Annotated in this window: 21 protein-coding genes; all 21 read left to right on the forward strand. The window is 65.9% G+C overall.

Translation table 11 applies throughout. From position 1 onward, the window contains the following. Positions 1 to 46 precede the first annotated feature (46 nt). Positions 47 to 355 (forward strand): 30S ribosomal protein S10, encoded by a 309-nt coding sequence (gene rpsJ / locus IG78_RS0125800; RefSeq protein WP_003948644.1) that lies wholly within the window; start codon positions 47 to 49, stop codon positions 353 to 355. Positions 356 to 372: 17 nt separating this feature from the next. Beyond that, the gene (gene rplC, locus IG78_RS0125805) at positions 373 to 1,017 is read left to right on the forward strand and encodes a 50S ribosomal protein L3 (RefSeq protein ID WP_030567248.1); all 645 of its coding nucleotides are present in this window, start codon (positions 373 to 375) and stop codon (positions 1,015 to 1,017) included. 7 nt (positions 1,018 to 1,024) lie between these two features. Next, positions 1,025 to 1,681, forward strand: a complete 657-nt coding sequence (gene rplD / locus IG78_RS0125810; RefSeq protein ID WP_030567250.1) for a 50S ribosomal protein L4 — start codon at positions 1,025 to 1,027, stop codon at positions 1,679 to 1,681. Then, the gene (gene rplW / locus IG78_RS0125815; RefSeq protein WP_030567252.1) at positions 1,681 to 2,097 is read left to right on the forward strand and encodes a 50S ribosomal protein L23; all 417 of its coding nucleotides are present in this window, start codon (positions 1,681 to 1,683) and stop codon (positions 2,095 to 2,097) included. The genes rplD and rplW overlap by 1 nt, the downstream gene beginning before the upstream one ends. A 39-nt stretch (positions 2,098 to 2,136) precedes the next feature. Then, a complete protein-coding gene (rplB, locus tag IG78_RS0125820) occupies positions 2,137 to 2,973 on the forward strand; it encodes a 50S ribosomal protein L2 (RefSeq protein WP_030567254.1) in 837 nt (278 codons plus the stop codon). 12 nt (positions 2,974 to 2,985) lie between these two features. Beyond that, positions 2,986 to 3,267: a 30S ribosomal protein S19 gene (gene rpsS / locus IG78_RS0125825; protein WP_030567256.1), complete on the forward strand. Its 282-nt coding sequence runs from the start codon at positions 2,986 to 2,988 to the stop codon at positions 3,265 to 3,267. 41 nt (positions 3,268 to 3,308) lie between these two features. Continuing rightward, on the forward strand, positions 3,309 to 3,656 hold the full coding sequence (gene rplV, locus IG78_RS0125830) for a 50S ribosomal protein L22 (RefSeq protein ID WP_030567258.1): 348 nt from the start codon (positions 3,309 to 3,311) through the stop codon (positions 3,654 to 3,656). Next, a complete protein-coding gene (gene rpsC, locus IG78_RS0125835) occupies positions 3,656 to 4,495 on the forward strand; it encodes a 30S ribosomal protein S3 (RefSeq protein ID WP_030567260.1) in 840 nt (279 codons plus the stop codon). The genes rplV and rpsC overlap by 1 nt, the downstream gene beginning before the upstream one ends. A 5-nt stretch (positions 4,496 to 4,500) precedes the next feature. Continuing rightward, positions 4,501 to 4,920 (forward strand): 50S ribosomal protein L16, encoded by a 420-nt coding sequence (rplP, locus tag IG78_RS0125840; RefSeq protein ID WP_030567262.1) that lies wholly within the window; start codon positions 4,501 to 4,503, stop codon positions 4,918 to 4,920. Continuing rightward, positions 4,920 to 5,144: a 50S ribosomal protein L29 gene (gene rpmC / locus IG78_RS0125845; RefSeq protein WP_010036720.1), complete on the forward strand. Its 225-nt coding sequence runs from the start codon at positions 4,920 to 4,922 to the stop codon at positions 5,142 to 5,144. Before rplP ends, rpmC begins: the two co-directional genes overlap by 1 nt. After that, positions 5,144 to 5,434, forward strand: coding sequence for a 30S ribosomal protein S17 (rpsQ, locus tag IG78_RS0125850; RefSeq protein ID WP_030567265.1), 291 nt, complete (start codon positions 5,144 to 5,146; stop codon positions 5,432 to 5,434). The genes rpmC and rpsQ overlap by 1 nt, the downstream gene beginning before the upstream one ends. Positions 5,435 to 5,570: 136 nt before the next feature. Next, positions 5,571 to 5,939, forward strand: coding sequence for a 50S ribosomal protein L14 (gene rplN / locus IG78_RS0125855; RefSeq protein WP_003974257.1), 369 nt, complete (start codon positions 5,571 to 5,573; stop codon positions 5,937 to 5,939). A 2-nt stretch (positions 5,940 to 5,941) separates the two neighbouring features. Then, complete coding sequence (rplX, locus tag IG78_RS0125860; RefSeq protein ID WP_030567267.1) at positions 5,942 to 6,265, forward strand: 50S ribosomal protein L24; 324 nt, start codon at positions 5,942 to 5,944, stop codon at positions 6,263 to 6,265. After that, positions 6,265 to 6,822, forward strand: a complete 558-nt coding sequence (rplE, locus tag IG78_RS0125865; protein ID WP_030567269.1) for a 50S ribosomal protein L5 — start codon at positions 6,265 to 6,267, stop codon at positions 6,820 to 6,822. Before rplX ends, rplE begins: the two co-directional genes overlap by 1 nt. A 5-nt stretch (positions 6,823 to 6,827) precedes the next feature. Beyond that, the gene (locus IG78_RS0125870; protein ID WP_003956452.1) at positions 6,828 to 7,013 is read left to right on the forward strand and encodes a type Z 30S ribosomal protein S14; all 186 of its coding nucleotides are present in this window, start codon (positions 6,828 to 6,830) and stop codon (positions 7,011 to 7,013) included. A 222-nt stretch (positions 7,014 to 7,235) separates the two neighbouring features. Further along, positions 7,236 to 7,634 (forward strand): 30S ribosomal protein S8, encoded by a 399-nt coding sequence (rpsH, locus tag IG78_RS0125875; protein ID WP_018528360.1) that lies wholly within the window; start codon positions 7,236 to 7,238, stop codon positions 7,632 to 7,634. A 24-nt stretch (positions 7,635 to 7,658) separates the two neighbouring features. Then, positions 7,659 to 8,198 (forward strand): 50S ribosomal protein L6, encoded by a 540-nt coding sequence (gene rplF, locus IG78_RS0125880; protein WP_030567272.1) that lies wholly within the window; start codon positions 7,659 to 7,661, stop codon positions 8,196 to 8,198. Between the two features lie 3 nt (positions 8,199 to 8,201). Next, positions 8,202 to 8,585: a 50S ribosomal protein L18 gene (rplR, locus tag IG78_RS0125885; protein ID WP_030567274.1), complete on the forward strand. Its 384-nt coding sequence runs from the start codon at positions 8,202 to 8,204 to the stop codon at positions 8,583 to 8,585. Between the two features lie 64 nt (positions 8,586 to 8,649). Further along, positions 8,650 to 9,258, forward strand: a complete 609-nt coding sequence (gene rpsE / locus IG78_RS0125890) for a 30S ribosomal protein S5 (protein WP_030567276.1) — start codon at positions 8,650 to 8,652, stop codon at positions 9,256 to 9,258. After that, on the forward strand, positions 9,258 to 9,440 hold the full coding sequence (rpmD, locus tag IG78_RS0125895) for a 50S ribosomal protein L30 (protein ID WP_030567278.1): 183 nt from the start codon (positions 9,258 to 9,260) through the stop codon (positions 9,438 to 9,440). The genes rpsE and rpmD overlap by 1 nt, the downstream gene beginning before the upstream one ends. 2 nt (positions 9,441 to 9,442) lie before the next feature. Further along, a complete protein-coding gene (rplO, locus tag IG78_RS0125900) occupies positions 9,443 to 9,898 on the forward strand; it encodes a 50S ribosomal protein L15 (protein ID WP_030567280.1) in 456 nt (151 codons plus the stop codon). The last annotated feature ends 30 nt before the right edge of the window (positions 9,899 to 9,928 follow it).

Genomic DNA, 9,928 nt, shown 5'->3' on the forward strand with positions numbered 1-9,928 from the left:
CCTCCCGGGAGCCAGAGCGTTCGAGACAAAGGACTACTAAGTAGCCATGGCGGGACAGAAGATCCGCATCCGGCTCAAGGCCTACGACCACGAGGTCATCGACTCCTCGGCGAAGAAGATCGTCGAGACGGTGACGCGTACTGGTGCGTCGGTCGCGGGCCCGGTGCCGCTGCCCACTGAGAAGAACGTGTACTGCGTCATCAAGTCGCCGCACAAGTACAAGGACTCGCGCGAGCACTTCGAGATGCGCACGCACAAGCGCCTGATCGACATCCTCGACCCGACGCCCAAGACCGTTGACTCTCTGATGCGACTCGACCTCCCGGCCGGTGTCGACATCGAGATCAAGCTCTGAGGGCCGGTGATCTGAAGATGAACAAGCAGATCAAGGGCATCCTGGGCGAGAAGCTCGGCATGACGCAGGTGTGGGACGAGAACAACCGTGTTGTTCCGGTCACCGTCGTCAAGGCCGGCCCCAACGTCGTGACCCAGGTCCGTACGAATGACTCCGACGGCTACGAGTCGGTCCAGATCGCCTTCGGCGAGATCGACCCGCGCAAGGTGAACAAGCCCCTCAAGGGCCACTTCGCCAAGGCCGACGTCACCCCCCGCCGCCACCTCGTCGAGCTTCGTACCGCTGACGCCAGCGAGTACACCCTCGGCCAGGAGATCACCGCTGAGGTGTTCGAGGCCGGCATCAAGGTCGACGTCACCGGCAAGAGCAAGGGCAAGGGCTTCGCCGGTGTCATGAAGCGCCACAACTTCGGTGGCCTCGGCTCCAGCCACGGCACCCAGCGCAAGCACCGCTCGCCCGGCTCCATCGGTGGCTGCGCCACCCCGGGTCGTGTGTTCAAGGGCCTCCGCATGGCGGGTCGCATGGGCAACGAGCGGGTCACCACCCAGAACCTGACCGTTCACGCCGTTGACGCGGAGAAGGGTCTGCTCCTCATCAAGGGAGCGGTGCCCGGTCCGAACGGCGGCCTCGTCCTGGTCCGTACCGCGGCCAAGGGGGCTTGAGGAACCGATGAGCACCATTGACATCCTTTCGCCGGCAGGCGACAAGGCCGGGACCGTCGAGCTCCCCGCGGAGATCTTCGACGTCGAGAAGATCAGCATTCCGCTGATCCACCAGGTCGTTGTCGCCCAGCTGGCCGCTGCCCGCCAGGGCACGCACAAGACCAAGACCCGTGGCGAAGTCCGCGGTGGTGGCAAGAAGCCGTACCGCCAGAAGGGCACCGGCCGCGCCCGTCAGGGTTCGACCCGCGCTCCGCAGTTCGCCGGCGGTGGCGTCGTCCACGGCCCCGTGCCGCGTGACTACTCGCAGCGGACCCCGAAGAAGATGAAGGCCGCGGCCCTGCGCCACGCCCTCACCGACCGGGCCCGCAACGCTCGCATCCACGTCGTCTCCGGCGTGATCGAGGGCGAGGCGCCGTCCACCAAGGCCGCGAAGAGCCTGCTCGGCAAGATCAGTGAGCGCAAGAACGTGCTCCTGGTCATCGAGCGCTCGGACGAGGCCGCGCTGCTGTCCGCGCGCAACCTGCCCCAGGTCCACATCCTGGAGCCGGGCCAGCTCAACACGTACGACGTTCTCGTCTCGGACGACGTGGTCTTCACCCAGGCCGCGCTCGAGTCCTTCGTGTCCGGCCCGAAGGCCAACGACACCGAAGGGAGCGAGGTCTGATGGCCATCCGTCACCCCGCTATCGCCTCGAAGGCGGCCAAGGCCGCCAAGGCCGCGCGCGTCGCCAAGGCGCGTCGCCACGCCACCGAGGGCAAGAACACCGTTGAGACGCCGCTGAGCAAGAGCTTCACGGACCACCGTGACGTCCTCGTCAAGCCGGTCGTCTCGGAGAAGAGCTACGCGCTGCTCGACGAGGGCAAGTACACCTTCGTCGTCGCGCCGGGCGCCAACAAGACCCAGATCAAGCAGGCCGTCGAGGCGGTCTTCTCGGTCAAGGTCACCGGCGTCAACACGCTCAACCGCCAGGGCAAGCGCAAGCGCACCCGCACCGGTTTCGGCAAGCGTGCCGACTCCAAGCGCGCGATCGTGACCCTCGCTGAGGGCGACCGTATCGACATCTTCGGCCAGGCCTCCTAACGGAGCGCCCTGGTCCGAATATCGGACGAGGACTGAGAAATGGGAATCCGCAAGTACAAGCCGACGACGCCGGGCCGCCGAGGCTCCTCCGTCGCCGACTTCGTCGAGGTCACGCGGTCCACGCCGGAGAAGTCGCTGGTCCGCCCGCTGCACAGCAAGGGCGGCCGTAACAACGCCGGTCGTGTGACCGTTCGCCACCAGGGTGGCGGACACAAGCGCGCCTACCGTGTGATCGACTTCCGTCGTCACGACAAGGACGGCGTGCCGGCGAAGGTCGCGCACATCGAGTACGACCCGAACCGCACCGCGCGTATCGCCCTGCTGCACTACGCAGACGGCGAGAAGCGCTACATCATCGCTCCGCGCGGCCTGACGCAGGGTGACCGGATTGAGAACGGCCCCGGCGCCGACATCAAGCCCGGCAACAACCTCGCGCTGCGCAACATCCCGGTCGGTACCACGATCCACGCGATCGAGCTCCGTCCGGGCGGCGGTGCCAAGTTCGCCCGTTCCGCGGGTGCCTCCGTGCAACTGCTGGCGAAGGAGGGCTCGATGGCCCACCTTCGTATGCCGTCCGGTGAGATCCGCCTGGTCGACGTGCGCTGCCGCGCCACGGTCGGCGAGGTCGGCAACGCCGAGCAGTCGAACATCAACTGGGGCAAGGCCGGCCGTATGCGCTGGAAGGGCGTTCGCCCGACCGTGCGCGGTGTCGTGATGAACCCGGTTGACCACCCCCACGGTGGTGGCGAGGGCAAGACCTCGGGTGGCCGTCACCCGGTGTCGCCCTGGGGCAAGAAGGAAATGCGTACTCGTGATCGCAACAAGGCGAGCAACAAGTACATCGTCCGCCGCCGCAAGACGAACAAGAAGCGCTAAGGACGGGTTGAGATGCCTCGTAGTCTGAAGAAGGGGCCCTTCGTCGACGACCACCTTGTCAAGAAGGTGGACGCCCAGAACGAAGCCGGCACCAAGAACGTCATCAAGACCTGGTCCCGCCGCTCGATGATCGTCCCGGCGATGCTCGGCCACACGATCGCGGTGCACAACGGCAAGACCCACATCCCGGTGTTCGTCACCGAGTCGATGGTCGGCCACAAGCTCGGCGAGTTCTCGCCGACCCGCACCTTCCGCGGCCACGTCAAGGACGACCGCAAGTCGAAGCGCCGCTAAGCGGGGTGTGAACGACTGTGACTAACACCGAAGGGACAACCATGGAAGCCAGGGCCCAGGCGCGGTACATCCGCGTCACGCCCATGAAGGCCCGCCGCGTGGTGGACCTCATCCGTGGCATGGATGCCACGGAGGCTCAGGCGGTCCTGCGTTTCGCCCCGCAGGCCGCGAGCGTGCCGGTTGGCAAGGTGCTGGACAGCGCCATCGCCAACGCTGCACACAACTACGACCACACCGACGCCTCTTCGCTGGTCATCAGCGAGGCGTACGTGGATGAGGGCCCGACCCTGAAGCGGTTCCGTCCGCGTGCTCAGGGCCGTGCCTACCGGATCCGTAAGCGGACCAGCCACATCACCGTGGTCCTCAGCAGCAAGGAAGGAACCCGGTAATGGGCCAGAAGGTAAACCCGCACGGGTTCCGGCTCGGTGTCACCACGGACTTCAAGTCCCGCTGGTACGCCGACAAGCTGTACAAGGACTACGTCAAGGAAGACGTCGCCATCCGTCGGATGATGACGTCCGGCATGGAGCGCGCCGGTATCTCGAAGGTGGAGATCGAGCGCACCCGTGACCGCGTGCGTGTGGACATCCACACCGCTCGTCCCGGCATCGTCATCGGCCGCCGTGGCGCCGAGGCCGACCGCATCCGCGGTGACCTCGAGAAGCTCACGGGCAAGCAGGTCCAGCTCAACATCCTCGAGGTCAAGAACCCCGAGACGGATGCTCAGCTCGTGGCCCAGGCCGTTGCGGAGCAGTTGTCCTCCCGCGTCTCCTTCCGCCGTGCCATGCGCAAGAGCATGCAGTCGGCGATGAAGGCGGGCGCCAAGGGCATCAAGATCCAGTGTGGCGGCCGTCTCGGCGGCGCCGAGATGTCCCGCTCGGAGTTCTACCGCGAGGGCCGTGTGCCCCTGCACACGCTCCGCGCGAACGTGGACTACGGCTTCTTCGAGGCCAAGACGACCTTCGGCCGTATCGGTGTGAAGGTCTGGATCTACAAGGGCGATGTCAAGAACATCGCCGAGGTCCGCGCCGAGAACGCCGCTGCCCGCGCCGGCAACCGCCCGGCCCGTGGTGGCAACGACCGCCCGGCCCGCGGTGGCCGCGGTGGCGAGCGTGGCGGTCGCGGTCGCAAGCCGCAGCAGCAGTCGGCTCCGGCCGCCGAGGCCCCCAAGGCCGAGGCTCCCGCCGCCGCCGCTCCGGCTGCTGAGAGCACCGGAACGGAGGCCTGACCGAAATGCTGATCCCCCGTAGGGTCAAGCACCGCAAGCAGCACCACCCGAAGCGCAGCGGTATGTCCAAGGGTGGTACGCAGGTTGCGTTCGGCGAGTACGGCATCCAGGCGCTGACCCCGGCGTATGTGACGAACCGCCAGATCGAGGCCGCGCGTATCGCGATGACCCGCCACATCAAGCGTGGCGGCAAGGTCTGGATCAACATCTACCCGGACCGCCCGCTCACGAAGAAGCCCGCCGAGACCCGCATGGGTTCCGGTAAGGGTTCCCCGGAGTGGTGGGTCGCGAACGTCAAGCCCGGTCGGGTGATGTTCGAACTGTCCTTCCCGAACGAGAAGATTGCGCGTGAGGCGCTTACCCGCGCTGCTCACAAGCTTCCGATGAAGTGCCGCATTGTCCGGCGCGAGGCAGGTGAAGCGTGATGTCGGCCGGAACCAAGGCGTCCGAGCTGCGCGAGCTGGGCAACGAGGAGCTGCTCAACAAGCTCCGCGAGGCCAAGGAAGAGCTGTTCAACCTCCGCTTCCAGGCGGCGACGGGACAGCTCGAGAACCACGGCCGGCTGAAGGCCGTCCGCAAGGACATCGCGCGGATCTACACCCTGATGCGTGAGCGCGAGCTGGGCATCGAGACGGTGGAGAGCGCCTGATGAGCGAGAGCAGCAACGTGACTGAAGAGACGAAGGCCGCGCGCGGCTTCCGCAAGACCCGGCAGGGTCTGGTCGTCAGCGACAAGATGGACAAGACCGTCGTCGTCGCCGTCGAGGACCGCGTGACCCACGCGCTGTACGGCAAGGTCATCCGCCGTACGAACAAGCTCAAGGCGCACGACGAGCAGAACGCCGCTGGTGTCGGCGACCGTGTCCTCCTCATGGAGACCCGGCCGCTGTCCGCCACGAAGCGCTGGCGCGTCGTCGAGATCCTCGAGAAGGCCAAGTAGGTAATTCCCGCAAGGGAGTTCCCATAGTTCCGTCCGAGGGGGTTTCCCCTCGGATCAGTTCCGCCAGGCTCGGCAGGGGCCGACCTCGTAAGAGTCAAGCCCCTGCCGGGAACCGGCAGACACACAGGAGATAGACGTGATCCAGCAGGAGTCGCGACTTCGCGTCGCCGACAACACGGGTGCGAAGGAAATCCTCACCATCCGTGTTCTCGGTGGCTCTGGTCGCCGCTACGCGGGCATCGGTGACGTCATCGTCGCCACCGTCAAGGATGCGATCCCCGGTGGCAACGTGAAGAAGGGTGACGTCGTCAAGGCGGTCATCGTTCGCACCGTCAAGGAGCGCCGCCGTCCGGACGGCTCGTACATCCGCTTCGACGAGAACGCCGCCGTCATTCTGAAGAACGACGGCGACCCTCGCGGCACCCGTATCTTCGGCCCGGTCGGCCGTGAGCTGCGCGAGAAGAAGTTCATGAAGATCATCTCGCTCGCGCCGGAGGTGCTGTAAGCATGAAGATCAAGAAGGGTGATCTGGTTCAGGTCATCACCGGCAAGGACAAGGGCAAGCAGGGCAAGGTCATTGCCGCTTACCCGCGCGAGGAGCGCGTCCTGGTCGAGGGTGTCAACCGGGTCAAGAAGCACACGAAGGCCGGCCCGACCGCCAGCGGCTCGCAGGCCGGCGGCATCGTGACCACCGAGGCCCCCGTCCACGTCTCCAACGTCCAGTTGGTCGTGGAGAAGGACGGCGACAAGGTCGTCACGCGCGTCGGTTACCGCTTCGACGACGAGGGCAACAAGATCCGCGTTGCCAAGCGGACGGGTGAGGACATCTGATGACGACCACCACCACTCCGCGTCTCAAGACGAAGTACCGCGACGAGATCAAGTCGAAGCTGCAGGAAGAGTTCTCCTACGAGAACGTCATGCAGATCCCCGGCCTCGTCAAGATCGTGGTGAACATGGGTGTCGGCGACGCCGCCCGTGACTCCAAGCTCATGGACGGTGCCGTCCGTGACCTGACCACGATCACCGGTCAGAAGCCGGCCATCACCAAGGCCCGGAAGTCCATCGCGCAGTTCAAGCTGCGTGAGGGTCAGCCGATCGGCGCCCACGTCACGCTCCGTGGCGACCGCATGTGGGAGTTCCTGGACCGCACCCTGTCGCTCGCGCTCCCGCGCATCCGCGACTTCCGTGGTCTGTCCCCCAAGCAGTTCGACGGGCGTGGCAACTACACCTTCGGTCTCACGGAGCAGGTCATGTTCCACGAGATCGACCAGGACAAGATCGACCGTGTCCGGGGTATGGACATCACCGTGGTCACCACGGCGACCAACGACGCTGAGGGCCGGGCGCTCCTTCGTCACCTCGGCTTCCCGTTCAAGGAGGCGTGAGCGAGATGGCGAAGAAGGCTCTGATTGCCAAGGCTGCTCGTAAGCCCAAGTTCGGTGTGCGTGCGTACACCCGCTGCCAGCGCTGCGGCCGCCCGCATTCCGTGTACCGCAAGTTCGGCCTGTGCCGCGTGTGCCTTCGTGAGATGGCTCACCGTGGCGAGCTGCCGGGCGTGACCAAGAGCTCCTGGTAGTCCAGTACTGCCCTTCGGGCGTACGGATTCCCAGGAACTCTCGGTAAGTATCCGGTCGGCAGGAGCCCGACACCGCATGCCGTAGGCTTGCGGGGTTGGGCGCCTGCCGCCCTGACCGACTTACTACGCCGTAGGTCCCCGCACCGCACCCGTCCCGCTTCCATGCGGGGAGAGGGATGGCGCATACAGGAAACCCCGGCGAGAGAGGCCGAAGGCCAATTCATGACCATGACTGATCCGATCGCAGACATGCTTACGCGTCTGCGGAACGCGAACTCGGCGTACCACGACACCGTGGCGATGCCGCACAGCAAGATCAAGTCGCACATCGCGGAGATCCTCCAGCAGGAGGGCTTCATCACGGGCTGGAAGGTCGAGGACGCCGAGGTCGGCAAGAACCTCGTTCTCGAGCTCAAGTTCGGGCCGAACCGTGAGCGCTCCATCGCGGGCATCAAGCGGATCTCGAAGCCCGGTCTGCGCGTGTACGCGAAGTCCACCAACCTGCCGAAGGTGCTCGGCGGCCTGGGCGTGGCGATCATCTCCACGTCGCACGGTCTGCTCACCGGCCAGCAGGCGGGCAAGAAGGGCGTGGGTGGGGAAGTCCTCGCCTACGTCTGGTAGCGGAAGGGAACGGAGGAAACAGCTATGTCGCGTATTGGCAAGCTCCCCATCACGGTTCCCGCCGGCGTGGACGTCACCATCGACGGCCAGACGGTCCAGGTGAAGGGCCCCAAGGGCGCCCTGAGCCACACGGTCGTCGCACCGATCGAGATCGCCAAGGGTGAGGACGGCGTGCTCAGCGTCACCCGCCCCAACGACGAGCGTCAGAACAAGGCCCTGCACGGCCTGTCCCGCACGCTGGTGGCGAACATGATCACCGGCGTGACCCAGGGTTACGTGAAGAAGCTCGAGATCAGCGGTGTCGGTTACCGCGTCCTGGCGAAGGGCTCCAACCTGGAGTTCTCGCTCGGCTACAGCCACCCGATCCTGGTCGAGGCGCCCGAGGGCATCTCGTTCAAGGTCGAGTCGCCGACCAAGTTCTCGGTCGAGGGAATCGACAAGCAGAAGGTCGGCGAGGTTGCGGCCAACATCCGCAAGCTGCGCAAGCCCGACCCGTACAAGGCCAAGGGCGTCAAGTACGAAGGCGAAGTCATCCGCCGCAAGGTCGGAAAGGCGGGTAAGTAAGCCATGGCATACGGTGTCAAGATTGCTAAGGGCGACGCTTACAAGCGTGCTGCCATCAAGCGGCGTCACATTCGTATCCGGAAGCACATCTCCGGTACGGCTGAGCGTCCGCGCCTGGTCGTGACGCGCTCCAACCGCAACATCGTCGCTCAGGTGATCGACGACGTGAAGGGTCACACCCTCGCGTCGGCGTCCACCCTGGACGCTTCGATCCGCGGTGGCGAGGGCGACAAGTCCGCGCAGGCCAAGTCGGTCGGCGCCCTGGTCGCCGAGCGCGCCAAGGCCGCCGGTGTCGAGGCTGTCGTGTTCGACCGTGGTGGTAACCAGTACGCCGGGCGCATCGCCGCCCTGGCGGACGCCGCCCGCGAAGCCGGACTCAAGTTCTGAGTCGTCCGTCGCGCAGCGGCTGTTGTTGCTGCGTAGCTAGCGGAAACAGAGAGAGGTAATTCCAATGGCTGGACCCCAGCGCCGCGGTGGCGGTGCCGGTGGCGGCGAGCGGCGGGACCGGAAGGGCCGTGACGGCGGCAACGCTGCCGCCGAGAAGACCGCGTACGTTGAGCGCGTTGTCGCGATCAACCGCGTCGCCAAGGTTGTGAAGGGTGGTCGTCGCTTCAGCTTCACCGCGCTGGTCGTGGTGGGCGACGGTGACGGCACCGTGGGTGTCGGTTACGGCAAGGCCAAGGAGGTGCCGGCCGCCATCGCCAAGGGTGTGGAGGAGGCCAAGAAGCACTTCTTCAAGGTCCCCCGTATCCAGGGCACCATCCCGCACCCGATCACGGGCGAGAAGGCCGCGGGCGTCGTCCTGCTCAAGCCTGCTTCCCCCGGTACCGGTGTTATCGCCGGTGGCCCGGTGCGTGCCGTGCTCGAGTGCGCCGGCGTGCACGACATCCTGTCGAAGTCGCTCGGTTCGTCGAACGCGATCAACATCGTGCACGCGACCGTGACGGCCCTCAAGGGTCTGCAGCGTCCCGAGGAGATCGCGGCTCGCCGTGGTCTGCCCCTCGAGGACGTCGCTCCCGCGGCTCTGCTGCGGGCGCGTGCTGGGGCTGGTGCTGCGTAATGGCACAGCTCAAGATCACGCAGACGAAGTCGTACATCGGCAGCAAGCAGAACCACCGTGACACCCTGCGCTCCCTTGGTCTCAAGGGCATCAACACGCAGGTCGTCAAGGAGGACCGCCCCGAGTTCCGCGGCATGGTGCAGACCGTCCGCCACCTCGTGACGGTCGAGGAGGTCGACTGATCATGGCGGAGAACAACCCGCTCAAGATCCACAACCTCCGTCCGGCCCCCGGCGCCAAGACCGCGAAGACCCGTGTGGGTCGCGGTGAGGCGTCGAAGGGCAAGACGGCCGGTCGTGGTACCAAGGGCACCAAGGCTCGTTACCAGGTTCCGGAGCGCTTCGAGGGCGGGCAGATGCCCCTCCACATGCGTCTTCCGAAGCTGAAGGGCTTCAAGAACCCGTTCAAGACCGAGTTCCAGGTCGTCAACCTGGACAAGCTCACCTCCCTCTACCCCGAGGGTGGCGAGGTCACGGTGGCCGACCTGGTCGCCAAGGGCGCCGTTCGCAAGAACAGCCTTGTCAAGGTCCTCGGCCAGGGCGAGGTCACCGTGGCGCTGCAGGTGACGGTTGACGCCGTCTCCGGCTCCGCCAAGGAGAAGATCACCGCCGCGGGCGGTACCGTCACCGAGCTCGTCTGAATTTCCCAGGCGTCTCGATGACTTGAGCGA

Source organism: Streptomyces aureocirculatus, assembly GCF_000720475.1.
In the GTDB taxonomy this organism is placed as follows: domain Bacteria; phylum Actinomycetota; class Actinomycetes; order Streptomycetales; family Streptomycetaceae; genus Streptomyces; species Streptomyces aureocirculatus.

What these genes read in the sequence shown, in the direction of transcription:
- rplR (WP_030567274.1), top strand. Translation starts at nt 8,202, where the DNA reads ATGGCATACGGTGTCAAGATTGCTAAGGGCGACGCTTACAAGCGTGCT.
- rpmD (WP_030567278.1), top strand. Translation starts at nt 9,258, where the DNA reads ATGGCACAGCTCAAGATCACGCAGACGAAGTCGTACATCGGCAGCAAG.
- rplX (WP_030567267.1), top strand. Translation starts at nt 5,942, where the DNA reads ATGAAGATCAAGAAGGGTGATCTGGTTCAGGTCATCACCGGCAAGGAC.
- rplP (WP_030567262.1), top strand. Translation starts at nt 4,501, where the DNA reads ATGCTGATCCCCCGTAGGGTCAAGCACCGCAAGCAGCACCACCCGAAG.
- rpmC (WP_010036720.1), top strand. Translation starts at nt 4,920, where the DNA reads ATGTCGGCCGGAACCAAGGCGTCCGAGCTGCGCGAGCTGGGCAACGAG.
- rpsQ (WP_030567265.1), top strand. Translation starts at nt 5,144, where the DNA reads ATGAGCGAGAGCAGCAACGTGACTGAAGAGACGAAGGCCGCGCGCGGC.
- rpsE (WP_030567276.1), top strand. Translation starts at nt 8,650, where the DNA reads ATGGCTGGACCCCAGCGCCGCGGTGGCGGTGCCGGTGGCGGCGAGCGG.
- rplO (WP_030567280.1), top strand. Translation starts at nt 9,443, where the DNA reads ATGGCGGAGAACAACCCGCTCAAGATCCACAACCTCCGTCCGGCCCCC.
- rplC (WP_030567248.1), top strand. Translation starts at nt 373, where the DNA reads ATGAACAAGCAGATCAAGGGCATCCTGGGCGAGAAGCTCGGCATGACG.
- rpsC (WP_030567260.1), top strand. Translation starts at nt 3,656, where the DNA reads ATGGGCCAGAAGGTAAACCCGCACGGGTTCCGGCTCGGTGTCACCACG.
- rplV (WP_030567258.1), top strand. Translation starts at nt 3,309, where the DNA reads ATGGAAGCCAGGGCCCAGGCGCGGTACATCCGCGTCACGCCCATGAAG.
- rplB (WP_030567254.1), top strand. Translation starts at nt 2,137, where the DNA reads ATGGGAATCCGCAAGTACAAGCCGACGACGCCGGGCCGCCGAGGCTCC.
- rpsJ (WP_003948644.1), top strand. Translation starts at nt 47, where the DNA reads ATGGCGGGACAGAAGATCCGCATCCGGCTCAAGGCCTACGACCACGAG.
- rplF (WP_030567272.1), top strand. Translation starts at nt 7,659, where the DNA reads ATGTCGCGTATTGGCAAGCTCCCCATCACGGTTCCCGCCGGCGTGGAC.
- IG78_RS0125870 (WP_003956452.1), top strand. Translation starts at nt 6,828, where the DNA reads ATGGCGAAGAAGGCTCTGATTGCCAAGGCTGCTCGTAAGCCCAAGTTC.
- rpsS (WP_030567256.1), top strand. Translation starts at nt 2,986, where the DNA reads ATGCCTCGTAGTCTGAAGAAGGGGCCCTTCGTCGACGACCACCTTGTC.
- rplW (WP_030567252.1), top strand. Translation starts at nt 1,681, where the DNA reads ATGGCCATCCGTCACCCCGCTATCGCCTCGAAGGCGGCCAAGGCCGCC.
- rplE (WP_030567269.1), top strand. Translation starts at nt 6,265, where the DNA reads ATGACGACCACCACCACTCCGCGTCTCAAGACGAAGTACCGCGACGAG.
- rplD (WP_030567250.1), top strand. Translation starts at nt 1,025, where the DNA reads ATGAGCACCATTGACATCCTTTCGCCGGCAGGCGACAAGGCCGGGACC.
- rpsH (WP_018528360.1), top strand. Translation starts at nt 7,236, where the DNA reads ATGACCATGACTGATCCGATCGCAGACATGCTTACGCGTCTGCGGAAC.